This is a genomic window from Pseudomonas sp. MONT-RG-20F-20-E-7-02 (assembly GCF_022662395.1).
In the GTDB taxonomy this organism is placed as follows: domain Bacteria; phylum Pseudomonadota; class Gammaproteobacteria; order Pseudomonadales; family Pseudomonadaceae; genus Aquipseudomonas.
The window spans coordinates 103,569-127,859 of record NZ_JAKNQN010000009.1 but is presented as its reverse complement, the minus strand read 5'-3'; the positions used below and the strand labels follow the sequence as shown (position 1 = coordinate 127,859).

At 61.1% G+C, this 24,291-nt stretch carries 23 protein-coding genes; 14 read left to right on the top strand and 9 right to left on the bottom strand.

The features are described from left to right. Positions 1–274: 274 nt before the first annotated feature. On the bottom strand, positions 275–1,570 hold the full coding sequence (gbcA, locus tag L8I05_RS24170; protein WP_177017908.1) for a glycine-betaine demethylase subunit GbcA: 1,296 nt from the start codon (positions 1,568–1,570) through the stop codon (positions 275–277). Positions 1,571–1,853: 283 nt separating this feature from the next. On the opposite strand from gbcA, the gene gbcB reads away from it, so the two are divergent. Beyond that, on the top strand, positions 1,854–2,954 hold the full coding sequence (gene gbcB, locus L8I05_RS24165; protein ID WP_159960473.1) for a glycine-betaine demethylase subunit GbcB: 1,101 nt from the start codon (positions 1,854–1,856) through the stop codon (positions 2,952–2,954). Positions 2,955–3,287: 333 nt separating this feature from the next. Here gbcB and L8I05_RS24160 read toward each other — a convergent pair whose 3' ends face one another. From L8I05_RS24160 to L8I05_RS24150, 3 genes are all read right to left on the bottom strand, one after another. Further along, entirely contained in the window at positions 3,288–3,821 is a 534-nt protein-coding gene (locus L8I05_RS24160; protein WP_242171801.1) for a transposase, read from the bottom strand. A gap of 93 nt (positions 3,822–3,914) precedes the next feature. Then, positions 3,915–4,115 (bottom strand): hypothetical protein, encoded by a 201-nt coding sequence (locus L8I05_RS24155; protein WP_197626547.1) that lies wholly within the window; start codon positions 4,113–4,115, stop codon positions 3,915–3,917. A 183-nt stretch (positions 4,116–4,298) separates the two neighbouring features. Further along, the gene (locus L8I05_RS24150; RefSeq protein ID WP_159960469.1) at positions 4,299–5,339 is read right to left on the bottom strand and encodes a low specificity L-threonine aldolase; all 1,041 of its coding nucleotides are present in this window, start codon (positions 5,337–5,339) and stop codon (positions 4,299–4,301) included. 90 nt (positions 5,340–5,429) lie between these two features. Here L8I05_RS24150 and L8I05_RS24145 point away from each other — a divergent pair, with 90 nt between their 5' ends. The 8 genes from L8I05_RS24145 (at position 5,430) to fdhA (ending at position 15,399) form a co-directional block, all read left to right on the top strand. After that, positions 5,430–6,158 carry a TraX family protein gene (locus L8I05_RS24145; protein WP_242171800.1) on the top strand — a complete coding sequence of 243 codons (729 nt, stop codon included), beginning with the start codon at positions 5,430–5,432 and terminating at the stop codon, positions 6,156–6,158. 236 nt (positions 6,159–6,394) lie between these two features. Then, the gene (glyA, locus tag L8I05_RS24140; protein WP_159960461.1) at positions 6,395–7,648 is read left to right on the top strand and encodes a serine hydroxymethyltransferase; all 1,254 of its coding nucleotides are present in this window, start codon (positions 6,395–6,397) and stop codon (positions 7,646–7,648) included. A 22-nt stretch (positions 7,649–7,670) separates the two neighbouring features. Then, positions 7,671–8,921 (top strand): sarcosine oxidase subunit beta, encoded by a 1,251-nt coding sequence (locus tag L8I05_RS24135; protein WP_010207084.1) that lies wholly within the window; start codon positions 7,671–7,673, stop codon positions 8,919–8,921. 15 nt (positions 8,922–8,936) lie between these two features. Further along, the gene (locus L8I05_RS24130; RefSeq protein ID WP_010207083.1) at positions 8,937–9,239 is read left to right on the top strand and encodes a sarcosine oxidase subunit delta; all 303 of its coding nucleotides are present in this window, start codon (positions 8,937–8,939) and stop codon (positions 9,237–9,239) included. Further along, the gene (locus L8I05_RS24125) at positions 9,236–12,253 is read left to right on the top strand and encodes a sarcosine oxidase subunit alpha (RefSeq protein WP_242171799.1); all 3,018 of its coding nucleotides are present in this window, start codon (positions 9,236–9,238) and stop codon (positions 12,251–12,253) included. The genes L8I05_RS24130 and L8I05_RS24125 overlap by 4 nt, the downstream gene beginning before the upstream one ends. 147 nt (positions 12,254–12,400) lie before the next feature. Next, the gene (soxG, locus tag L8I05_RS24120) at positions 12,401–13,033 is read left to right on the top strand and encodes a sarcosine oxidase subunit gamma family protein (RefSeq protein ID WP_242171798.1); all 633 of its coding nucleotides are present in this window, start codon (positions 12,401–12,403) and stop codon (positions 13,031–13,033) included. Between the two features lie 123 nt (positions 13,034–13,156). Beyond that, on the top strand, positions 13,157–14,014 hold the full coding sequence (gene purU, locus L8I05_RS24115; RefSeq protein ID WP_242171797.1) for a formyltetrahydrofolate deformylase: 858 nt from the start codon (positions 13,157–13,159) through the stop codon (positions 14,012–14,014). A 185-nt stretch (positions 14,015–14,199) separates the two neighbouring features. After that, positions 14,200–15,399: a formaldehyde dehydrogenase, glutathione-independent gene (gene fdhA, locus L8I05_RS24110; protein ID WP_034116135.1), complete on the top strand. Its 1,200-nt coding sequence runs from the start codon at positions 14,200–14,202 to the stop codon at positions 15,397–15,399. 54 nt (positions 15,400–15,453) lie between these two features. Here fdhA and L8I05_RS24105 read toward each other — a convergent pair whose 3' ends face one another. The 3 genes from L8I05_RS24105 to L8I05_RS24095 form a co-directional block, all read right to left on the bottom strand. Beyond that, entirely contained in the window at positions 15,454–15,714 is a 261-nt protein-coding gene (locus L8I05_RS24105) for a hypothetical protein (protein WP_237235701.1), read from the bottom strand. A 405-nt stretch (positions 15,715–16,119) separates the two neighbouring features. Further along, a complete protein-coding gene (locus L8I05_RS24100; RefSeq protein WP_242171796.1) occupies positions 16,120–16,797 on the bottom strand; it encodes an anti-sigma factor in 678 nt (225 codons plus the stop codon). Continuing rightward, positions 16,794–17,420, bottom strand: coding sequence for a sigma-70 family RNA polymerase sigma factor (locus L8I05_RS24095; protein ID WP_159960453.1), 627 nt, complete (start codon positions 17,418–17,420; stop codon positions 16,794–16,796). The genes L8I05_RS24100 and L8I05_RS24095 overlap by 4 nt, the downstream gene beginning before the upstream one ends. A gap of 151 nt (positions 17,421–17,571) precedes the next feature. On the opposite strand from L8I05_RS24095, the gene L8I05_RS24090 reads away from it, so the two are divergent. Continuing rightward, positions 17,572–18,144 (top strand): DUF2780 domain-containing protein, encoded by a 573-nt coding sequence (locus L8I05_RS24090; protein WP_242171795.1) that lies wholly within the window; start codon positions 17,572–17,574, stop codon positions 18,142–18,144. Here L8I05_RS24090 and L8I05_RS24085 read toward each other — a convergent pair. Continuing rightward, on the bottom strand, positions 18,141–19,028 hold the full coding sequence (locus L8I05_RS24085) for an acyltransferase (RefSeq protein WP_197626556.1): 888 nt from the start codon (positions 19,026–19,028) through the stop codon (positions 18,141–18,143). The two genes, L8I05_RS24090 and L8I05_RS24085, sit on opposite strands and share 4 nt — an antisense overlap. A gap of 291 nt (positions 19,029–19,319) precedes the next feature. Here L8I05_RS24085 and L8I05_RS24080 point away from each other — a divergent pair, with 291 nt between their 5' ends. Genes L8I05_RS24080 through creD form a run of 4 tightly spaced genes read left to right on the top strand, consistent with a single transcriptional unit; the run spans position 19,320 to position 23,350 of the window. Beyond that, entirely contained in the window at positions 19,320–19,820 is a 501-nt protein-coding gene (locus L8I05_RS24080) for an ATP-dependent zinc protease (RefSeq protein WP_242171793.1), read from the top strand. 9 nt (positions 19,821–19,829) lie between these two features. Next, positions 19,830–20,498 (top strand): two-component system response regulator CreB, encoded by a 669-nt coding sequence (gene creB / locus L8I05_RS24075; RefSeq protein WP_242171792.1) that lies wholly within the window; start codon positions 19,830–19,832, stop codon positions 20,496–20,498. Next, positions 20,498–21,937, top strand: coding sequence for a two-component system sensor histidine kinase CreC (creC, locus tag L8I05_RS24070; RefSeq protein ID WP_242171791.1), 1,440 nt, complete (start codon positions 20,498–20,500; stop codon positions 21,935–21,937). The genes creB and creC overlap by 1 nt, the downstream gene beginning before the upstream one ends. A 51-nt stretch (positions 21,938–21,988) precedes the next feature. Next, positions 21,989–23,350 (top strand): cell envelope integrity protein CreD, encoded by a 1,362-nt coding sequence (gene creD / locus L8I05_RS24065; protein ID WP_242171790.1) that lies wholly within the window; start codon positions 21,989–21,991, stop codon positions 23,348–23,350. Between the two features lie 186 nt (positions 23,351–23,536). Here the strand turns inward: creD and L8I05_RS24060 are convergent, their stop codons facing one another. After that, a complete protein-coding gene (locus L8I05_RS24060; protein ID WP_242171789.1) occupies positions 23,537–24,166 on the bottom strand; it encodes a glutathione S-transferase in 630 nt (209 codons plus the stop codon). Positions 24,167–24,291 lie beyond the last annotated feature (125 nt).

Here is a 24,291-nt window from a genome sequence, read left to right as displayed (position 1 = left end):
CTGAAACCGGACTACTTGAATAAGTCACGGATTTTCTTCATTTATTTTCAGGGGCAAACGCACTTGCCCACAATTGCTGTGGGTGGCTTTGTGGATAAGTTGTTGGGAGACGGCTGGAGGGCAGAGTGGTGAAGGGTTGCGAGGGTGTTGGTCAATTATTGAACACTGATGATAACTAATGTGGGAGCTGGCTTGCCTGCGATGGCATCACCCCGGCGCAACTGAGGCTCCGAGGTGTCCGCATCGCAGGCAAGCCAGCTCCCACAAGTGCCAGTTATTCGTGAACGGCCACACCCTTGAGGTAAGGCGCCGGCGCCGCCCCCAAGTTGCTCAGCAAACGCTCGCTGTACCAATCCACGAAGTTCACCACGCCAAACTCATAGGTCTTGGAGTACGGCCCTGGCTGGTAAGCGGTGGAGTTGATCCCGCGCTGGTTCTCTTCGGCCAGGCGACGGTCCTGGTCGTTGGTTGCGTCCCACACTTTGCGCATGCGCTCCACGTCGTAATCCACGCCTTCGACGGCGTCTTTGTGCACGATCCACTTGGTGGTGACCATGGTTTCCTGGGCGCTGATTGGCCACACGGTGAACACGATGATGTGGTCGCCCATGCAGTGGTTCCACGAGTGCGGCAGGTGCAGGATGCGCATCGAACCCAGGTCCGGGTTTTTGATGCGGCCCATCAACTTGTTGCAGCCTTGTTTGCCGTCCAGGGTCATCGACACGGTGCCCTTGAGCAGCGGCATGCGCACGATACGGTTACGCAGGCCGAAGCTGGCGTGGGCGTAAGGGATTTTTTCAGCGTCCCAGGCGGCAGCGGAGGCGGCCACGTGGTCCTTGAAAGCCTGGTCGGCGCGCGGGTCGGTGACGTCGTCCCACTCCAGCAGGGTTTTCAACAGCTCCGGGTGCGACGCGTTGCAGTGGTAGCACTCGCGGTTGTTTTCCAGCACCAGCTTCCAGTTGGCCTTTTCGAACAAGGTGGTCTGGATCGCCACCTTGGTGTTTTCCATGTCGTAGGGTTCCATGTAGTGGTTCAACGTCGACAGGAAGTCATCGATGGCCGGCGGGTTCTCCGCCAGGCTGATGAAAATGTAGCCGCCGGCAGTCTTCACATTCACGGGTTTCAGGCCGTACTGCTTCATGTCGAAGTCGTCGCCCATCTCGGTACCGGCGAACAGCAGGCGGCCGTCCAGCTCGTAGGTCCACTGGTGGTAATGGCACACCAGTTTGGCAACCTTGCCTTTGTCGCTGGTGCACAAGCGCGACCCACGGTGGCGGCACACGTTATGAAACGCGTGCACCACGCCTTCGGCGCCACGGATCACGATGATCGGGTTCTTGCCCACTTGCAGGGTCAGGTAATTGCCCTTGGTGGGGATCTCGCAGGTCATACCGGCGATCAACCACTCTTTCTGGAAGATCTCCTGCATGTCGATATCAAACAGCCGCTCGTCAGAGTAAAACGGCTGCGGCAGCGAAAAGGTGCGCTCGCGCTCTTGCAGCATTTGCGCGGTGGCCTTGCGTGCGGGTTCCAGCGGATCGCCCAAGCTTAAGGTTGCGGTGACGTCCATCGTGTGTGTCCTCAGGGCCATTCTGTGTGGCCGGCGAATAGTGGCTACGGTTGGTGCTTTGCAAGGCGTAAAGAAAGCGTCTTTGTTGAGAGCGAGTGTGGGGCCGCCGATGCGCCGAACCTTGTCCATTAGCGACATGGCCCACTCTGATCCCGACGCGCAACCCCCGTGGTATGGGGGCTGGTCGCGATAAGTATGTGAATGTCGCAGATAGGTAAATGGGTGGTTCTCGCGTTACGCAGAATCGCCACCATCAGGCCGATATACGGCTGCGGAGAACAGCATGTCCAACAGCTTCCTGAATCCGGTAACCACCCAGACCTGGGCCAATGGTCGGCACATCGTCCGTTGCGTCAAAGTCATCCAGGAAACCTGGGATGTGCGCACCTTCTGCTTTATGGCCGACCAGCCGATCCTGTTCTTTTTCAAGCCGGGGCAGTTTGTCACCCTGGAGCTGGAAATCGACGGCCAGCCGATCATGCGCTCGTACACGATTTCCAGTTCGCCGTCGGTGCCGTACAGCTTCTCGGTGACGATCAAGCGGGTGCCGGGCGGCAAGGTTTCCAACTGGCTGCACGACACGCTGCACGAAGGCCAGGAGCTGGCGGTACACGGGCCGGTCGGGTTGTTCAATGCCATCGACTTCAGCAACCCCAAAGTGCTCTACCTCAGCGGCGGTGTCGGCATTACGCCGGTGATGTCCATGGCGCGTTGGTATTACGACACCAACGCCAATGTCGACATGACCTTCATCCACAGCGCGCGCTCGCCCAAAGACATCATTTACCACCGCGAGCTGGAGCACATGGCGTCGCGGATCGACAACTTCAGCCTGCACCTGATCTGCGAGAAACACGGCCTGGGCGAGCCTTGGGCGGGTTATCGCGGCTACCTGAACCACAAGATGCTCGAACTGATGGTGCCGGATTTCCTCGAGCGCGAAGTATTCTGCTGTGGCCCTACGCCGTACATGAACGCGGTGAAGCGCCTGCTGGAAGCGGCGGGCTTCGACATGGCGCGCTATCACGAGGAATCCTTCGGCGCCACGCCACCGGAGGCGCGTGCCGATGCGGTCGAGCAAGCCGAACAAGCCGCCGAAGCGCCGGAGATCGACCTGGCCGACTTGCATCAAGTGGAATTTATCGCCTCGGGCAAAAGCATCCGTGTGGCGCCAGGCGAAACCGTCCACGCAGCGGCAGCCAAACTTGGGCTAATGATTCCAAAAGCCTGCGGCATGGGGATTTGCGGCACCTGCAAGGTGATGAAGCTGGGCGGGGAGGTCGAGATGGACCACAACGGCGGCATCACCGAAGAAGACGAAGCCGAAGGCTACATCCTGTCGTGCTGCAGCGTGCCGAAGGGCGACGTGCGCATCGAGTTCTAACTTCCCGCATCCGATCGTTCCCACGCTCCGCGTGGGAACGCCTCCTGGGTCGCTCCGCGTCCCGCCTTCACTTGTGACGCAGAGCGTCACGGGCTGCATTCCCACGCAGAGCGTGGGAACGATCATGTTCTGACTCCCCGCATCCGATCGTTCCCACGCTCCGCGTGGTAACGCCTCCTGGGACGCTCCGCGTCCCGCCTTCAGTTGTGACGCAGAGCGTCACGGGCTGCATTCCCACGCAGAGCGTGGGGACGATCATGTTCTGACTTCCCGCATCCGATCGTTCCCACGCTCCGCGTGGTAACGCCTCATGGGACGCTCCGCGTCCCGCCTTCAATACCACCTATGTATGTCTATTAACCCCTCCCGTCCCGCGTAATTACGGGCGCTGGAATATCGCCAGTGCTCAGCTAAGTCCACATACCCGCGCTTTACCGGGTTGTGGTGGATGTAATCAAGTTTTTGGCGCATCACTTTCTCGCTGTAGACCAGTTCGGCATGTGAGCCTTCCTGCCAAAGTTGATAAACCCGATCTGCCTTGTGTGCCCGCTTGCTGAAGCGTAGGCGTTGTAATACCCGCTCGGCACCTTTGCGCTGCAGGTCGTCGATGAGGGTGCGAGCAGTAAAGGATTTGAATTGACTGACGCACTTGCACAGATCAGGTGCTTGCGCGACGAAGTGCAGGTGGTTTTCGAGAATGACGTAGCCAAACAGGCGTAGCGCATGGTGCTTTTGCTGATATCGCCAACAATCCAGGAGATGGCCCACAAGGTAGTCGCGGGTAAATAGCGGTAGCCACTCCATGACAGTACACGTCAGGAAATGCGGTTTTTCGGGTTCGGTGATGACGTAGCGGCTTCTACCCATCCAGTCGTCCTTGAATCGAGTTGTGGCGTGGACGCGGAGCGTCCGGGGAGGCATTCCCACGCAGAGCGTGGGAACGATCAGGCTGGTTAGGTATTAACGGGCGTAGAGTTGGATGGAGAACTGATCGCCGGAGGCTGTCAGTTCAAAGGTTTTTTCATAGATGGTCAGGGTTCTTGAAGGCTCCCTGATGGTGTCACCGACGTTAGCCAGTTTTCGAAACTCGTCCCAGCTTACGAACGTGTTGCTGAGACTGCCGTCTTGTTGCGCTTTGGCGGCGTAGCATTGAACTTCCATGGTCTAACCCTCTGCTGGATTTCCGTTTCCGGCCGATTATTCGGCAGGCAGTTGTACCCGAAAGGTGGCCGCTGCAGCGGCGTTTTCCTTTCGGGTTCCAAGAGGCTAGTCGATGAAAATAGGGTTGGCTGCTGTCGGAAATACCAAATAACAGTCTCGGCAATCCGCCGGTATTCGTCGCGCCTAGGCGCCCATCACTGTCCGAATATCCGCGGCTAATTCTCTTACACGCTCTTCCTCTGTATCCCACGCACACATGAAGCGCGCGCCGCCTTTGCCGATGAAGGTGTAGAAGCGCCAGCCCTTGGCTGTCAGGGCTTCGATGGCCGCCTCCGAGAGCTGCAGGAACACGCCGTTGGCTTGTACCGGGAACATCAACTCCACGCCGGGAATATCCGCCACCAGGCTGCTCAGCAGTTGAGCGCAGTGGTTGGCGTGGCGGGCGTGTTTGAGCCAGGCGTCGTTTTCCAGCAAGCCCACCCATGGCGCGGAGAGGAAGCGCATTTTCGATGCCAGCTGGCCGGCCTGTTTGCAGCGGTAGTCGAAGTCTTCAGCCAATTTATGGTTGAAGAACAGGATGGCTTCACCCACCGCCATGCCGTTTTTCGTGCCGCCGAAGCACAGCACGTCCACGCCGGCTTTCCACGTCAGGTCGGCCGGCGAGCAGCCGAGGAACGCGCAGGCGTTGGAAAAGCGCGCGCCGTCCATGTGCAGGTTCAGGCCCAACTCTTTGCAGGTGACACTGATCGCGCGGATTTCTTCCGGGGTGTACACACTGCCGACTTCAGTGGCTTGGGTCAGGGTGACCACGCGTGGCTTGGGGTAGTGAATGTCCTGGCGCTTGAGGGCGATCTCGCGGATCGATTCCGGGGTCAGCTTGCCGTTTTCGGTGCGGGCAGTGAGCAGCTTGGAGCCGTTGGAGAAAAACTCCGGCGCGCCGCATTCGTCGGTTTCGACGTGGGCGGTTTCCGAGCAAATCACGCTATGGTAGCTCTGGCACAACGAGGACAGTGCCAGGGAGTTGGCGGCGGTGCCGTTGAAGGCGAAGAAGACTTCGCAGTCGGTTTCGAACAGATTACGGAAACCGTCGGCGGCGCGGTGGGTCCATTCATCATCGCCGTAGGCGCGTTGATGGCCCTGGTTGGCGAGTTCCATGGCGGCCCAGGCTTCCGGGCAGATGCCGGAATAGTTGTCGCTGGCGAATTGTTGGCTCTTGTCGGTCATGGCCCATTCCTGTGGTCGATGTTGGTGCGCACTGTAACCAAGATTGTCGCGGGTGCGCACGCACTGTAAATGCAAAGTCACTGGGGAATTATGCACGGTACACAAACGATGCCTGTCGGACGCTTGCGCGATGGCGCCCTGGATTTGCTCAAGTGGTTGGCGCTGCTGAGCATGGTGCTGGACCATCTGCGCTATGTCGGGCTGAGCCTGGATGGCCTGTATGTGCCGGGGCGCCTGGCGTTTCCGTGGTTTTGCCTGGCGATTGTGGCCAATTTGCACCGTGTCCGAAATTCGCCCGTGACCGGCCAATGGCGCTACTTGGGCTGGCTGCTGCTGTTCAGTGTGATCAGCGAAGTGCCGTACCGGATGTTTATCGACGATGCCGATACGTTGAATGTATTGCCGACGTTGGCATTGGGGCTGCTGGTTGCCAGAGGATGGCAGCAGAAGGCGCTTTTTGACCGAGGTTTGGCGCTGCTTGCCCTGATACTGGCGGGTGTGCTTTCGACGCAGCTGATGTTCGGTTTTTTCGGTGTTTTGTTGCCGTTGGCGATGCTGCTGGTGTTCAGCCGCCCATGGTATTTCAGCGTATTACCGGGCTTGGTCTGCGTGGCTGCCAACCAATTGCAGATTCTGCTCAGCAGTGGAACGCCAGTGGCGTTCATGGGATTAGCCGCCTGCCTGATTGCGCCACTGGCGGGATTGGTCCTGTTGCGACAGGCAAAAAACGTTGCGCCACCTGCCATGCGCCGCTGGGCGTATGCACTCTATCCGCTGCATTTCCTGCTGCTTCTTCTCCTGCGCAAGATCATCGCCTAACCCCTGTGGTAGCTGGCTTGCCTGCGATGCAGGCACTTCGGTACAGCCTGTAAACCGCGGTGAAGCCATCGCAGGCAAGCCAGCTCCCACAAGGGGCATTGCACAATATTCAGCCAATGTCGTAAACGCACCTTTGCGTGGCGTCCGTAGGCATTTGACCTGTGTGCACCAGCCCTACCATCGCATCAAAGGGCTCTGCAGGGGCCTCAACAATACGAAAGGCTGGGAGAGACGCGATGTTCAGCAAAAAAGACCAGATCCAGGGATATGACGACGCATTGCTGGCGGCGATGAATGCCGAGGAGCAGCGTCAGGAAGATCATATCGAGCTGATCGCGTCAGAGAACTACACCAGCAAACGTGTGATGGAAGCTCAGGGCAGCGGGCTCACCAACAAATACGCCGAAGGCTACCCTGGCAAGCGCTACTACGGCGGCTGCGAGCACGTCGACAAGGTTGAAGCCCTGGCCATCGAGCGCGCCAAGCAACTGTTCGGCGCCGATTACGCCAACGTGCAGCCGCACTCCGGTTCTTCCGCCAACAGCGCGGTGTACCTGGCACTGTTGAACGCTGGCGACACCATCCTCGGCATGAGCCTGGCCCACGGCGGCCACTTGACCCACGGCGCCAAAGTGTCGTCCTCGGGCAAGCTCTATAACGCTGTGCAGTACGGCATCAACACCGACACCGGGCTGATCGACTACGACGAAGTCGAGCGCCTGGCCGTGGAGCACAAGCCGAAAATGGTCGTGGCGGGGTTCTCCGCCTACTCCAAGACTCTGGATTTCCCCCGTTTTCGCGCCATCGCCGACAAGGTTGGCGCGCTGCTGTTCGTCGACATGGCCCACGTTGCCGGTCTGGTTGCCGCTGGCCTGTACCCGAACCCGCTGCCGTATGCCGATGTGGTCACCACCACCACCCACAAGACCCTGCGCGGTCCCCGTGGCGGCCTGATCCTGGCCAAGGCCAACGAAGAGATCGAGAAGAAACTCAACGCCGCCGTCTTCCCCGGTGCCCAGGGCGGCCCGCTGATGCATGTGATTGCCGGCAAGGCCGTGTGCTTCAAGGAAGCGGCGGAGCCTGGTTTCAAGGCCTACCAGCAACAAGTGATCGACAACGCCCAGGCCATGGCCAGCGTGTTTATCCAGCGCGGTTATGACGTGGTGTCCGGCGGCACCGACAACCACCTGTTCCTGGTCAGCCTGATTCGCCAGGGCCTCACCGGCAAAGAGGCGGATGCCGCCCTCGGTCGCGCCCACATCACCGTCAACAAGAACGCCGTGCCGAATGACCCGCAGTCGCCGTTCGTGACCTCGGGCCTGCGCATCGGCACCCCGGCGGTGACCACGCGCGGTTTCAAAGTGCCGCAATGCATCGAGTTGGCGGGCTGGATCTGCGACATCCTCGACAACCTCGGCGACGCCGACGTCGAGGCCAACGTGGCCAAGCACGTGTCTGCCCTGTGCGCTGATTTCCCGGTTTATCGCTGAGCGCGGTTTTGGAGTAATGACTATGCAACGCTACTCGGGCTTCGGCCTCTTCAAACACTCACTCAGCCATCACGAAAACTGGCAGAAGATGTGGCGCACGCCGACCCCTAAAAAGGTCTACGACGTGGTCATCGTCGGCGGCGGCGGGCATGGTCTGGCAACCGCTTACTACCTGGCCAAAGAACACGGCATCACCAACGTGGCCGTGGTCGAAAAGGGTTGGCTGGGCGGCGGTAACACCGCGCGCAACACCACCATCGTGCGTTCCAACTACCTCTGGGACGAGTCGGCGCACCTGTACGAACACGCGATGAAACTGTGGGAAGGCCTGTCCCAGGACCTGAACTACAACGTGATGTTCTCCCAGCGTGGCGTCTACAACCTGTGCCACACCCTGCAAGACATCCGTGATTCCGAGCGCCGCGTCAGCGCCAACCGCCTCAACGGCGTCGACGGCGAACTGCTCAACGCCAAGCAAGTGGCCGACGAGATCCCGTACCTCGACTGCTCGAAAAACACCCGCTACCCGGTACTCGGCGCCACTGTACAACGGCGTGGCGGCGTGGCCCGTCACGATGCCGTGGCCTGGGGCTTTGCCCGCGCGGCGGATGCACTCGGCGTGGACTTGATCCAACAGACCGAAGTGATCGGCTTCCGCAAGGAAAACGGCGTGTGCATCGGCGTGGAAACCAACAAAGGCTTTATCGGCGCCAAGCGCGTCGGTGTGGTGACCGCGGGTAACTCCGGGCACATGGCCTCACTGGCCGGTTTCCGCTTGCCAATCGAATCCCACCCGCTGCAAGCGTTGGTGTCGGAGCCGATCAAGCCGATTATCGACAGCGTGATCATGTCCAACGCCGTGCACGGTTACATCAGCCAGTCCGACAAGGGCGACCTGGTGATCGGCGCCGGTATCGACGGCTACAACGGCTACGGCCAGCGCGGCTCGTACCCGGTGATCGAACACACCATCCAGGCGATCGTCGAGATGTTCCCGGTGCTGTCCCGCGTGCGCATGAACCGTCAGTGGGGCGGCATCGTCGACACCACGCCGGATGCCTGCCCGATCATCTCCAAAACCCCCGTGCCGAACATGTTCTTCAACTGCGGTTGGGGCACCGGTGGCTTCAAGGCCACGCCGGGCTCGGGCAACGTGTTTGCCGCAAGCCTGGCCAAGGGTGAAATGCACCCATTGGCAGCCCCTTTTTCCATCGACCGTTTCCACAACGGTGCGCTGATCGACGAACACGGCGCTGCGGCCGTCGCCCACTAACAGGAGAAATTCCCTATGTTGCATATCTTCTGTCCTCACTGTGGCGAACTGCGCTCCGAAGAGGAATTCCACGCGTCCGGCCAAGCGCACATCCCGCGCCCGCTGGACCCGAATGCCTGCACCGATGAAGAGTGGGGCGACTACATGTTCTTTCGCGACAACCCGCGTGGCCTGCACCACGAGCTGTGGATTCATGCTGCCGGGTGCCGCCAGTATTTCAACGCCACGCGCGACACGCTGACCTACGAAATACTTGAAACCTACAAGATCGGCGAGAAGCCGCAATTTACCGCCAAGGCTTCTGGAGAGAAGGTATGAGCCAGATCAATCGCCTGTCCAACGGTGGCCGCATCGACCGCAACAAAGCCCTGACGTTTACCTTTAACGCCCAGAGCTACAAAGGCTTTGAAGGTGACACCCTGGCCGCCGCCTTGCTGGCCAATGGCGTCGATATCATCGGCCGCAGCTTCAAGTATTCGCGCCCACGCGGCATCTTTGCTGCCGGCGCCGAAGAGCCCAACGCGGTGCTGCAGATCGGCGCCACCGAAGCCACCCAGATTCCCAACGTGCGCGCCACACAACAGGCGCTGTACCAGGGTTTGGTCGCCACCAGCACCAACGGCTGGCCGAGCGTGAACAACGACATGATGGGCATTCTCGGCAAGGTCGGCGGCAAGCTGATGCCGCCGGGTTTCTACTACAAAACCTTCATGTACCCGCAATCGTTCTGGATGACCTACGAGAAGTACATCCGTAAAGCGGCGGGCCTTGGCCGCTCGCCAACCGAGAACGACCCGGACACCTACGACAACATGAACCGTCACTGCGACGTGCTGATTGTGGGTGCAGGCCCAGCCGGCCTGGCGGCCGCGTTGGCGGCTGCGCGCAGCGGCGCTCGGGTGATCATTGCTGACGAGCAGGAAGAGTTCGGCGGCTCCTTGCTGGACTCGCGCGAAAGCCTCGACGGCAAGCCTGCCGCCGAGTGGGTTGCCAGCGTGATTGCTGAGCTGAAAGCCTTGCCGGACGTGGTGCTGCTGCCCCGCGCTACAGTCAACGGCTACCACGACCACAACTTCCTGACCATTCACGAACGCCTCACCGACCACCTCGGCGACCGTGCGCCGATTGGTGTGGTGCGCCAGCGCATTCACCGGGTGCGCGCCAAGCGTGTGGTGCTGGCGACCGGCGCGTGTGAGCGCCCATTGGTGTACGGCAACAACGACGTGCCGGGCAACATGCTCGCCGGTGCGGTCTCGACTTACGTGCGTCGCTACGGCGTGGCACCGGGCAAAAAACTGGTGTTGTCGACCAACAACGACCACGCCTACCGCGTGGCTCTGGACTGGTTCGACGCCGGCCTCAGTGTCGTCGCCGTCGCCGATGCCCGCCACAACCCACGTGGCGCACTGGTTGAAGAAGCCCGCGCCAAGGGCATTCGCATCCTCACCGGCAGCGCCGTGATCGAGGCGCGTGGCAGCAAGCACGTGACCGGCGCGCGCGTGGCCGCCATCGACGTTAAAGCCCACAAAGTCACCAGCCCCGGCGAGTGGCTGGACTGCGACCTGGTCGCCAGCTCCGGCGGCTACAGCCCGGTGGTTCACCTGGCCTCGCACTTGGGCGGCAAGCCAACCTGGCGTGAAGACATTCTCGGTTTTGTGCCGGGCGAAGCACCGCAAAAACGCGTGTGCGTCGGCGGCATCAATGGCGTCTACGGCCTGGGCGATTCCCTGGCGGATGGTTTTGAAGGCGGCGTGCGCGCAGCCAGCGAAGCCGGTTTCGCGCCGGTGGAAGGCACCTTGCCGAAAGCCTTGAGCCGTCTCGAAGAGCCGACCTTGGCGCTGTTCCAGGTGCCGCATGAAAAAGCTACTGCACGGGCGCCGAAGCAATTTGTCGACCTGCAAAACGACGTGACCGCTGCCGCCATCGAACTCGCCACCCGCGAAGGTTTCGAGTCGGTCGAGCACGTCAAACGCTACACCGCGCTGGGCTTCGGCACCGACCAGGGCAAGCTCGGCAACGTCAACGGCCTGGCCATCGCCGCCCGTTCGCTCAACGTGACCATCCCGCAGATGGGCACCACGATGTTCCGCCCCAACTACACGCCGGTCACCTTCGGCGCTGTCGCGGGCCGTCACTGTGGGCACATCTTCGAGCCTGTGCGCTACACCGCTCTGCACGCCTGGCACGTTAAAAACGGCGCCGAGTTTGAAGACGTCGGCCAGTGGAAACGCCCATGGTATTTCCCGCGCAACGGCGAAGACCTGCACGCCGCGGTGAAACGCGAATGCCTGGCCGTGCGCGACAGCGTCGGCCTGCTGGACGCGTCCACGCTCGGCAAGATCGACATTCAAGGCCCGGATGCCCGCGAATTCCTCAACCGCATCTACAGCAACGCCTGGACCAAGCTCGACGTGGGCAAGGCGCGCTACGGCCTGATGTGCAAGGAAGATGGCATGGTCTTCGACGACGGCGTGACTGCCTGCCTCGCCGACAACCACTTCCTGATGACCACCACCACCGGCGGCGCCGCCCGCGTACTGCAGTGGCTGGAAATTTACCAACAGACCGAATGGCCAGACCTCAAGGTGTACTTCACCTCGGTCACCGACCACTGGGCGACCATGACCTTGTCCGGCCCCAACAGCCGCAAGCTGCTGGCGGAAGTCACCGACATCGACCTGGACAAGGACGGCTTCCCGTTCATGACCTGGAAAGAAGGCCTGGTCGGCGGCGTGCCGGCGCGGGTGTTCCGTATCTCGTTTACCGGTGAGCTGTCGTACGAAGTCAACGTGCAGGCCGACTACGCCATGGGCGTGCTCGAGCAGATCGTCGAGGCCGGCAAGAAATACAACCTGACCCCGTATGGCACCGAAACCATGCACGTGCTGCGTGCCGAGAAGGGTTTCATCATTGTCGGCCAGGACACTGACGGCTCGATGACCCCGGACGACCTGAACATGGGCTGGTGTGTAGGCCGCACCAAACCGTTCTCGTGGATCGGCTGGCGCGGGATGAACCGTGAAGACTGCGTGCGTGAAGAGCGTAAGCAACTGGTGGGCTTGAAGCCGATTGACCCAACCGTGTGGCTGCCGGAAGGCGCGCAGCTGGTGCTGGATCCGAAGCAGTCGATTCCGATGAAAATGGTCGGCCACGTGACTTCAAGCTATGCGCATAACTCCCTGGGTTATTCGTTCGCGATGGCGGTGGTGAAGGGCGGCTTGAAGCGCATGGGCGAGCGAGTGTTTTCGCCGCAAGCGGATGGCAGCGTGATCGAGGCGGAGATTGTGTCTTCGGTGTTCTTTGACCCGAAAGGTGATCGCCAGAATATCTGACACCTGATCGTTCCCACGTCGAGGCGTCGAACCGTCCGCGTGGGAATGCATCCCGGGGCGCTCTGCGCCCAAAGAGCGGACGCAGAGCGTCCATGGCGGCATTCCCACGCAGAGCGTGGGAACGATCAAATTCAACACAGGTGCTTTATGACAGCAGCCAATGTTTACCAACAACGCCCCACCACCGGCGCCAAGGCCGAGTCGTCGCTGCACCATGCCGACCTCGCCAGCCTGGTCGGCAAGGGTCGCAAGAATGCCGGCGTGACCGTGCGTGAAAAGAAACTCCTCGGCCACCTGACCCTCCGTGGCGATGGCCATGACGCGGCCTTCGCTGCCGGCGTGCACAAGGCCCTCGGCATCGAACTGCCCGGCGCCTTGCAAGTCATCGTCAAAGGCGAAACCAGCCTGCAATGGCTCGGCCCGGATGAGTGGCTGCTGGTGGTGCCCAGCGGTGAAGAATTCGCCGCCGAACAAAACCTGCGTGCCGCCCTCGGCGATTTGCACATCCAGATCGTTAACGTCAGCGGCGGCCAGCAGATCCTCGAACTCAGCGGCCCCAACGTGCGCGACGTGTTGATGAAGTCCACCAGCTATGACGTGCACCCCAACAACTTCCCGGTGGGCAAGGCAGTGGGTACGGTGTTCGCCAAGTCGCAACTGGTGATCCGCCACACCGCCGAAGACACTTGGGAGCTGGTGATTCGTCGCAGCTTCTCGGATTACTGGTGGTTATGGCTGCAGGACGCCTCGGCCGAATTCGGCCTGAATGTCGTCGCATAATGATCGTTCCCACGCTCTGCGTGGGAATGCATCCCAGGACGCTCCGCGTCCCAAGAGCGGACGCAGAGCGTCCATTGCGGCATTCCCACGCAGAGCGTGGGAACGATCAAGGAGTCACGCACTATGAGCCGCGCACCCGATACATGGATTTTGACTGCCGACTGCCCCAGCGTGCTCGGCACGGTGGACGCGGTCACCCGCTACCTGTTCGAACAGGGTTGCTACGTCACCGAGCACCACTCGTTCGATGACCGCCTCTCGGGCCGGTTTTTTATTCGCGTCGAATTCCGTCAGCCCGACGGTTTTGACGAGCAGGCTTTCCGTGCTGGCCTGGCCACGCGCGGTGAAGCCTTTGGCATGATCTTCGAGCTGACGGCGCCGAACTACCGGCCAAAAGTGGTGATCATGGTCTCCAAGGCCGATCACTGCCTGAACGACCTGCTGTACCGCCAGCGCATCGGCCAACTGTCGATGGACGTGGTCGCCGTGGTCTCCAACCACCCGAATTTGAAGCCGTTGGCCGATTGGCACCAGATTCCCTACTACCATTTCCCCCTCGACCCCAACGACAAGCCGTCCCAGGAGCGTCAGGTGTGGCAAGTGATAGAAGAGACCGGCGCCGAACTGGTGATTCTTGCGCGCTACATGCAAGTGCTGTCGCCGGAGTTGTGCCGCAAGCTGGATGGCAAGGCGATCAACATTCACCACTCGTTGCTGCCGGGGTTCAAGGGCGCCAAGCCGTATCACCAGGCTTACAACAAGGGTGTGAAGTTGGTCGGTGCCACGGCGCATTACATCAACAACGACCTGGACGAAGGCCCGATCATCGCCCAGGGCGTGGAAGTGGTAGATCACAGCCACTATCCCGAGGATCTGATTGCCAAGGGGCGGGATATCGAAGGGCTGACATTGGCCCGGGCGGTGGGGTATCACATTGAGCGGCGGGTGTTTTTGAATGCCAATCGCACTGTCGTTCTTTAGATCGCCATCGCAGGCAAGCCAGCTCCCACAGTGGACTGTATTCACACTTCAAAAAATGTGGGAGCCGGGCTTGCCCGCGATGAGGCCCCAAGAAACAACGCAAAAACAGCATCTGTACCCGAGCACTTAAACGCGCTGCCTGCCTGGGCAACGCGGTTCCATAAAAACAACAGCGAGGTGAAAGCATGTCTGGTAATCGTGGTGTCGTGTATCTCGGCAACGGCAAGGTCGAAGTACAGAAAATCGACTATCCCAAAATGCAGGACCCCCGTGGCAGGAAGATTGAGCACGGCGTCATCCTGCGCGTGGTCTCCACCAACATCTGCGGCTCCGACCAACACATGGTGCGCGGCCGCACCACCGCCCAGACCGGCCTGGTCCTGGGGCACGAAATCACCGGCGAAGTGATCGAGAAGGGCAGCGACGTCGAAAACCTGAAAATCGGCGACCTGGTCTCGGTGCCGTTCAACGTAGCCTGCGGCCGCTGCCGTTCGTGCAAGGAACAACACACCGGCGTGTGCCTGACCGTCAACCCGGCCCGTGCCGGTGGCGCCTATGGCTATGTCGACATGGGCGACTGGACCGGCGGCCAGGCCGAATACGTGCTGGTGCCTTACGCCGACTTCAACCTGCTGAAACTGCCGGACCGCGACAAGGCCATGGAGAAAATCCGCGACCTGACCTGCCTCTCCGACATCCTGCCGACCGGTTACCACGGCGCCGTCACTGCCGGCGTTGGCCCAGGCAGCACCGTCTACATCGCCGGCGCCGGCCCTGTTGGCCTGGCCGCTGCCGCCTCCGCCCGTCTACTCGGTGCTGCGGTGGTGATCATCGGAGACGTCAACCCGATCCGCCTGGCCCACGCCAAGGCCCAGGGTTTTGAAATTGCCGACCTGTCCAAAGACACGCCATTGCATGAACAAATCGCCGCACTGCTGGGCGAGCCGGAAGTGGACTGCGCCGTCGACGCGGTAGGCTTCGAAGCCCGTGGCCACGGCCACGAAGGCGCCAAGGCCGAAGCCCCGGCCACCGTGCTCAACTCGCTGATGGGCGTGGTGCGCGTGGCGGGCAAGATTGGTATTCCTGGGCTCTACGTGACCGAAGATCCAGGTGCTGTGGATGCCGCCGCAAAAATGGGCAGCCTGAGCATTCGCTTTGGCCTGGGCTGGGCTAAATCCCACAGCTTCCACACCGGGCAAACGCCGGTGATGAAGTACAACCGCCAACTGATGCAGGCGATCATGTGGGACCGCATCAACATTGCTGAGATCGTGGGTGTGCAGGTCATCAGCCTGGATGACGCGCCACGTGGGTATGGCGAGTTTGATGCGGGTGTGCCGAAGAAGTTTGTGATTGATCCGCATAAGTTGTTCAGTGCGGCGTAAGGCTTAGGCCAAATAAAAGGGCGACCTGTAGGTCGCCCTTTTTGCGTCTGGTATTTAGGCCTGCAAGCGTCGGCTGATCACATCCAGCAAGTCACAGCCATCGCGCAGCGGAATGGCGCAAAGCAAGGCAAAGTCCTGGAGGACAAGGTTGTCGGTGTTCAGGCCTTCACGAAACGCGAGGTTTTCCATGACTTGAGTGACCGCGCGGATGCGGTAGACGGCGGCGTCGTGGAGTACGTCGAGCGGGACTTGGGTGTCGATAAGCAGGGAAGGGGTGGTGCTGTCGTGGCCGGTGAGCGGCATGTATCGGTTCATGTTTTAACCTTTATTTCAGAGAGTGGAGCTACCACTCACACGTCGCCAAACGAATGGGTGGCAGCTGTACGCAGGTTGGCGAACCGGTGAAATAAAGCAAAGGCCGGCAGACCCGAAGGTCTCCCGCGCACAGCCGCCATGAAGCAGCTTTACGCGTACAAAAAAACCTGCAAAGGAGCAGGTGCTTTTTGCATGCATTATTTCAATCGAGTCGCCAAACCCGTGTCGCCATGTGGACGACCGCCGAACTATAAGCGCCATCCATCGCCAGGAGCAAGTCGCCCAGCCGATGAAGCTCAAATGTGGGAGCTGGCTTGCCTGCGATTGCGGTCGGCCAGTCAACCTGTCTCTGGCTGACCCACCGCTATCGCAGGCAAGCCAGCTCCCACAGGGATTTATGGGGTGTCAGCGCGAGGCCAGTGCGCCTTGGTAGAGCACCGGTCCGGTGGGTTGGCCTGTCGGCGAGCCGCCTTGTGGCTCCAGGCTGACGGCGAGGGTCACGGGGGCGGTCAACAGCGCCTGCTGTTCTTTGCTCAACTGGATGCGGCCTTTACCCGAGCTGGGCACCAACCCCAGAGAGATCGGTTTACCGCCGGGCGCAATCGCCCACAATTCCAGGGCACGCGTCGGCTCAACAGCCGCCAACGTCAACGGCTCTACTTGCAAGTGATCACCAAATGTTTGGATCTGCAGCGCCGGTTGCTGATTTGCAGCCACCAGTGTGGCGTTGTACTCAGCGCCGATATCACGTTGATAGAGCACACCCACCAGCACGGCGACGACCACCGCGCAGGCGGCCGCCAGCAGGCGAAGGCTCATCCAGAACGGCTTCTTCGCCGGCACATGCAGCACTTGCGGTTCGATGCGCGCCTTGATGCCTGCCCACACATGATCCGGCACTGGCCGCTCGGGCAACGCGCCGGTCAGGCTGGCGAGGGCGTCCTGCCAATGGCCGAGTTCGACGCGCAGCGCGGCGTCTTCCAATAACAGCGCGTCGAAGCGCCGACGGGCGGTCGCGGGCATCAGCCCGATGGCGTAGTCGGCGGCCAGTGCGCGGCGCAGGGCGGTGGTTTGGTAGTTCATGATTCAAGGCACCTGCGCAGGCGCTCCATGCCGCGGCGAATCCAGGATTTGACCGAGCCCAGGGGCGCGGCCAGGTGTTCGGCCAGTTCCGAGCACGACAGGCCCTGGAAGTAAGCCACGGTGATCGACTGGCGCTGCATGCCGTCAAGGGTGTCGAGGCAGCGGTTGAGGGCGCGGGCTTCGCGCAGGCTATCGAGTTGTTCGTGCGCGCTGGGGCTGTCGTCGAGCAGGGCGTCTTGCTGGCCGTCGGCCAAGGGCTGTTCGCGGTGTTTGCGCAATTGGTCGATGGCCAGGTTGCGGGTGATGTTCACCATCCAGGTCATGGGCGCCGCTAGATGGGCTTCGTAGCGCGAAGCGTTGTACCAGATGCGTACAAAGGCCTCCTGCAGCACTTCTTCGGCCAGGTCGGTGCGCCCCATGAAACGCAACGCAACACCGTGCAGCCGTGGCGAAACGCTGCGGTAAAGGGTCTCGAATGCCTGGCGGTTGCCCAAGGCGCACTGGGCCAGCAGAGGCTGCAAGGGGTCAGCATCGTTGATCGAAATAGGGCTTCTCCAGGCTCTCGAACGAGGGCGACGGGACGGCGCACGGTAGGCAGAGGGTAGACCAGCTTGTGCATTCATTCCATCCAACTCCGGGCGGTGCATGGTGGATATACGCGCAGGCGTGGCATTTGGATGCGGCGTTTTCTGAACTAATCTCCAAGTGGGAACAATCCTTCGGGACTGTCAGTCCAACGCCTGCTTTTAGCTCTTACATTCAGAGGTTGTCTTGATGAAGATTTCACGCGGTTTTGCCCTGTCCTGCCTGATGACCGTGGCTGCCAGCCCGGTGTTTGCGGCAGGTTTCAGCCTCGGCGACGTGGCTAACGCCGTCTCCGGTGCCCAGGGCAGCAATGACAAGGCCGCTGCCGCAGCGCCGAGTTCCCAGACCGCAGGCCTGCTGAGCGCCTTGACCTCGCAACTGAACGTCACCCCCGAACAAGCCGTCGGCGGCACCGGCGCGATGCTGGGCCTGGCCAAAAACAAACTGAGCGGCAATGACTATTCGCAACTGGGCAAGAGCGTGCCCGGCCTGGATCAACTCTCGGGGAGCAATTCCCTGGGCAGCCTCGGCGCCTTGAGCGGGCTGCTCGGCCAGAGCGGCGGCAGCAAGACCAGCGGCCTGGACAGCCTGCTGGGTAACGTGAAGAGCACCAGCGACCTGAACACTGCGTTCAGCGCACTGGGTATGGATAGCAGCATGATCGGCAAGTTTGCGCCCGTGATCCTGCAATACCTGGGCGGCCAGGGCGCCAACGCGTCGGTGCTGGGCAAACTGGCCTCGGCCTGGGGCACTGGCAGCTAAATACGCTCTGCGCGCAGTTGTTCGATGCGCGCATCTTTCTCCATCCAGAGCTGGTTAACCCAGTTCTGGACGGTCTGGCGAAACGCCGGATCATTCTCGTAATCGCCCTGCCACAGCGCCGGGTCGAGCTCGCGGGTGCGAATGTCGATGATGACTTTCGGCACCGCGCCGCTGATCAAATCCCAGAACCCCGGAATTTTTTGCTGCGGATAGACTACGGTCACGTCGAGCACTGCATCCAGCTGTTCGCCCAGCGCCGCCAGCACGAACGCCACGCCGCCCGCCTTGGGCTTGAGCAGCCGCGCAAAGGGTGAAGCCTGCTGCTTGCGTTTGGCCTCGCTGAACCGCGTGCCTTCCAGGTAGTTCACCACGGTCACCGGCTGGCGCTTGAACAGCTCACAGGCTTCTTTGGTGATTTTAAGGTCCTGGCCCGCCAGCTCCGGGTGTTTGGCCAGGAACGCCTTGGTGTAGCGCTTCATGAAGGGGTAATCCAGCGCCCACCAGGCCAGGCCCAGGAAGGGCACCCAGATCAGCTCTTTTTTCAGGAAGAATTTGAAGAACGGCGTGCGCCGGTTAAGCGCCTGGATCAGCGCCGGAATGTCGACCCAGGATTGATGGTTGCTGATCACCAGGTAAGAGGTGTCGCCGCGCAGGTCGCCGCCGCCGCGAATCTCCCACTGGGTCGGGATGCACAGCGCGAAGATCAGCTTGTCGATTTCGGCCCAGGTCTCGGCGATCCACATCACGGCCCACGAGGCATAGTCGCGATAGCGCCCCGGCGCTACCAGCTTGAGCAGGGCAAACACCATCAGCGGCCCAAACAGCACCAGGGTGTTGAGCAGTAGCAGCAGGGTGACGAAACAGCCGGTGAGCAGGCGGCGCATAAGTAACTCTTGGAATTCTGTGGGCGGGTCATGATAAGCAAGCCTGGCCTATAGGCCAAATCGCAAATCGCCGTACGAATGTTTCACAATGTGAAGGCTATGCTGATCGTTCCCACGCTATGCGTGGGAACGTCGCCAGTGACGCTCTGCGTCAAGCCTTTAAGAGCAGACGCAGAGCGTCCAAGGCTGCATTCCCACGCAGAGCGTGGGAACGAGCTGCTGATGGCGGGGCTAACTAAGTGCTGCTTTTGCGGTCTAGAATCCGCCTACTTCTTTCGAGGAAATCACTTCGTGAAATTGCTCCTTGCTGTGTTTGCCTTAGTGGCTCTGCCGGTCATGGCTGCCGAACCGACCCTTTACGGACGCTACGAATACATCCAGTTGCCGGAGATCGGCGAAACCTTCAAGGCCAAGATGGACACCGGCGCGCTGACTGCTTCGCTGTCGGCCCGAGACATCGAGACCTTCACCCGCGATGGCGACGATTGGGTGCGCTTCCGCCTCGGCGGCAAGGACGCTTCCAACAAAGTCTACGAACACAAAGTCTCGCGCATCAGCAAGATCAAGAGCCGCGCCGACGAAGACGATGACAAGGACGAAGCCACCGTGGCCAAGCGCCCGGTGATTGATCTGGAAATGTGCCTGGGCAACGTCAAGCGTACCGTCGAGGTCAACCTCACCGACCGCAGCAGCTTCAACTACCCGCTGCTGATCGGCGCCAAGGCCCTGCGTGAATTCGGTGCAGCGGTGAACCCGGCGCGTCGTTACACTGCCGACAAACCGGACTGCTGACGGACCCACATGCCGCATATCCTGATTGTCGAAGACGAGGCGGCGATTGCCGACACGCTGATATTCGCCCTGCAAGGTGAGGGCTTCACCACCACTTGGCTGAGCCTCGGCCAGGAGGCGCTGGCCCACCAGCGCCAGACGCCCGCCGACTTGATCATCCTCGACATCGGCCTGCCGGACATCAGCGGCTTTGAAACCTGCAAACAATTGCGGCGTTTCAGCGAAGTACCGGTGATGTTCCTCAGCGCGCGGGATGCCGAGATTGACCGGGTGGTGGGCCTGGAGATCGGCGCCGACGATTATGTGGTCAAGCCGTTCAGCCCACGGGAAGTGGCGGCGCGGGTGCGGGCGATCCTCAAACGCGTCGTCCCAGGTGTGGCGCCCAGCGTGTTTCAGATCGACCTGGAGCGCATGCAAATCCAGTATCGCGGCCAGCCTTTGAGCCTGACCCGCCATGAGTTCCGCCTGCTGCAAAGCCTGCTCGAGCAACCCGAGCGCGTGTTCAGCCGCGAGCAATTGCTCGATGCCGTGGGCGTGCCCGCCGACGCCGGCTACGAGCGCAATATCGACAGCCATATCAAAAGCCTGCGCAGCAAATTGCGAAGCGTGGCCGCCGATGCCGAGCCGATCCAGACCCATCGCGGTCTCGGCTACAGCTACAGCCCGAGCCACAGCTGATGCGCCTGGGGCTGCGGATTTTCCTGGTGTATGCGCTGTTTATCGGCCTGACCGGCTACTTCGTGCTCAACACGGTGATGAAGGAAATCCGCCCCGGTGTGCGCCAATCCACCGAAGAAACCTTGGTGGACACGGCCAACCTGCTGGCCGAAATACTGCGGCTGGACGTGAAGAACGGCACCCTCGGCCAGAGCCACTGGCCGGAATTGCTCAAGGCCTACGGCAGCCGGCAACCGGGTGCGACCATTTGGGGCCTGCCGAAAAACCAGGTCAACCACCGCATCTACGTCACCGACGCCAAGGGCATTGTGTTGCTCGACTCCACGGGCGAGGCGGTCGGCCAGGACTATTCCAAATGGAATGACGTGTACCTGACGCTGCGCGGCGAATATGGCGCGCGGTCGACCAAAAGCGAACTGGATGACCCCAACTCGTCGGTGATGCACGTGGGCGCGCCGATCCGCGACAACGGCCAGATCATCGGCGTGGTCACTGTGGCCAAGCCCAACAGCTCGTTGCAGCCCTATGTCGACCGCACCGAACATCGCCTGCTGTGGTACGGCGCCGGGCTGGTGGTGTTGGGCCTGCTGCTGGGCGCGCTGTTGTCCTGGTGGCTGAGCCGTGCGTTGCACCGGTTGACCGCGTATGCCCAGGCGGTGAGCGAAGGTCGGCGCGCCGAGCTGCCGCATTATCGCGGTGGTGAACTCAAGCAGCTGTCCACCGCCGTGGAGCACATGCGCACGCAGCTGGAGGGCAAGGCCTACGTCGAGCATTACGTGCACACCCTGACCCATGAACTGAAAAGCCCGCTGGCGGCGATTCGCGGCGCGGCGGAGCTGTTGCAGGGCGACATGACCCGCGAGCAGCAGCAGCGCTTTGTCGGCAATATCGACAGTGAAAGCGCGCGTTTGCAGCAGTTGATCGAACGCTTGCTGAACCTGGCCCAAGTGGAACAGCGCCAAGGCCTGGAAGAGCAAATAAGCATGCCGCTGGCCACCTTGGTCGACGAGGTGCTCAAGGCCCAATGCGCACGTATTGAAGGCGCCGGCTTGCACGTCGAACAGGCGATTGCCGCGGATGTGAAGGTGTTCGGCGAGCCTTTCCTGTTGCGCCAGGCCTTGGGCAACTTGCTGGACAACGCCCTGGACTTCACGCCAGCGGGCGGCACCTTGCGCTTCAGTGCGCACACTCAGCACAACGACGTGCAGGTCAGCCTGTTCAACCAGGCCGCGCCGATTCCCGACTACGCCTTGCCGCGTTTGAGTGAGCGTTTCTACTCCTTGCCGCGCCCGGCCAGCGGGCGTAAAAGCACCGGCCTGGGCCTCAACTTTGTCGAAGAAGTGATGAAGCTGCACGGCGGCGCATTGCAGATCGGCAATGTGCCTGGCGGCGTGCAAGTGGTGCTGCATCTCCACACAGTCTCCACATTGCCCACATAAATCTCCCACAGGCGCGGCTCACTCTCTGCCTATCAAAACAGGGAGAGCCCTATGAACCGCAGCTTGCTTTTCAAACTTGGCGCGATTGCGCTGTTGATCCTGCTGTTGCTGATTCCATTGCTGATGATCAACGGCATCATCAGCGACCGTCAGCAGACGCGCGACGACGTCTTGATGGACATCGCCCGCAGCTCCAGCTACAGCCAGCGCCTCACCGGCCCGGTGATGGTGGTGCCGTATCGCAAGACCGTCCGTGAGTGGAAGCTCAATGAAAAACTCAACGAGCGCTACGAGCAAGTCAGCGAAGTGCGGGGTCGTCTGTATTTCCTGCCGGAGCAGTTTGAGCTCGACGGCAAGGTGCAAACCGAGCTGCGCTCGCGGGGCATTTACCAGGCGCGGCTGTTCCATGCCGACAACCGTATCAGCGGGCGTTTTGAGCTGCCTGCGCAGTTGGGCATTACGGAAAACTTTGCGGACTATCGTTTTGAACCGGCGTTTCTGGCGGTGGGTATCAACGATATTCGCGGCATCGAAAATGCGTTGAAACTGGAGCTGGGCAGCCAGCGTCTGGAGTTTTCGCCGGGCTCCCAAGTGGCATGGCTGGGTGAAGGCGTGCACGTAATGCTGCCTGAACAAGACAGCAAAAAACCGGCCCCGCTGGATTTTGCCTTCGACCTGCGCCTGCAAGGCACCGAGCAGTTGCAAGTGGTGCCGGTGGGCAAGACCAGCCAGGTCAAGCTGGCCTCGAACTGGCCGCACCCCAGCTTTATCGGCAACTTTCTGCCGGCCCAGCGTGAGGTCACCGCGCAAGGCTTTACCGCCAACTGGCAGACCACGTTCTTCTCCACCAACCTGGAAGAAACCCTGCGCGGCTGTGAGTGGGACAAGGTGTGTGACGACTTCAACAGCCGCAGCTTTGGCGTGAGCTTCATCGACCCGGTGGACCAGTACCTCAAGAGCGACCGCGCGATCAAATACGCGCTGCTGTTTATCGCCCTGACCTTTGCCGGCTTCTTCCTGTTCGAAGTGCTCAAGAACCTGGCGGTGCACCCGATTCAATACGCGTTGGTGGGCTTTGCCTTGGCCTTCTTCTATCTGCTGTTGTTGTCGTTGTCCGAGCACATCGGCTTTGGCCTGGCGTACCTGCTGTCGGCGAGTGCCTGCGTGTTGTTGATTGGTTTCTACGTGTGCCATGTGCTGCGCAGTGTTGCCCATGGCCTGGGGTTTTCGGCGGGGCTGGCGGCGCTGTATGGCCTGTTGTACGGGCTGCTGAGCGCCGAGGATTACGCGCTGCTGATGGGCTCGCTGCTGTTGTTCGGCCTGCTGGGCACGGTGATGGTGCTGACGCGCAAACTGGATTGGTATGGCGTGGGCAAGCGCAAGGTGCAGGTTGATCTGGAGGCGGGGCAATGATTGGGTTACGGGAAGATCAGCAGGTGGGTGCGCAGTTGGCCGCAAGCATTGCCACCTTCCTCAACGCCACCACCTTCCACTGTGGGAGCGGGCTTGCCCGCGAAGGCGGTGGGTCAGGAACAGAGGTGCTGGATGACACGCCGCAATCGCGGGCAAGCCCGCTCCCACAGTGTATTGGGGTGAATGTCAGATTGGGGGCTGGGTCTCTAGCATCGAAGGCCGCTGGCTGACCTTGGCGTACCAATCGGCAAGCTGGGGATTCGGGGTGCGCCATTGCAGATCAGGGTGGCGGAAGTCGAGGTAACCCAAGGCGCAGGCCACGCTGATGGCGGCGATATCGAAGTGGCTGGCCAGCTCGGCAATCGCATTGGCCTCAAGTTCGGCGACAGCGCGGCGGATTTTGTTGCGCTGCTCATCCAGCCATGGGGCCCAGTGCTTGTCTGCCGGGCGCATGGCGGTCTCGTAACGCACCAGCACGGCGGCATCCATGATGCCGTCGGCCATCGAAGCCAGGGTCAGGCGGCGCCAGCGGGCGGAGCCGTCACGGGGGATCAGCGGGTTGCCGACATGCTGGTGGTCGAGGTAATCGAGGATCACCCGGCTGTCGTGCAGCACCGAGCCGTCGGCCAGGCGCAGAGCCGGGATCTTGCCCACGGGGTTCTCCTGTACCAGATGCGCGTCCGGGTTGACCGGCGTCGGCATGCAGCCGTGCAAGGCCACGCGGTCCTGCTGGCCGGTCTCGGTCAGCAGCACGCGGACTTTGCGCACAAAGGGTGAGGCGGGGTTGTGGAACAAGGTCATGCTGGGCGTGGACATGGGCATTCCTCGAAATGGGCAGTGGCTAGCCTAGAGGGTTGTTCAGTGGCTGGCGAGTGGATTAGCTCCCACTTTTTGAATTGTGAACGCAGTCAAATGTGGGAGCTGGCTTGCCTGCGATGGCG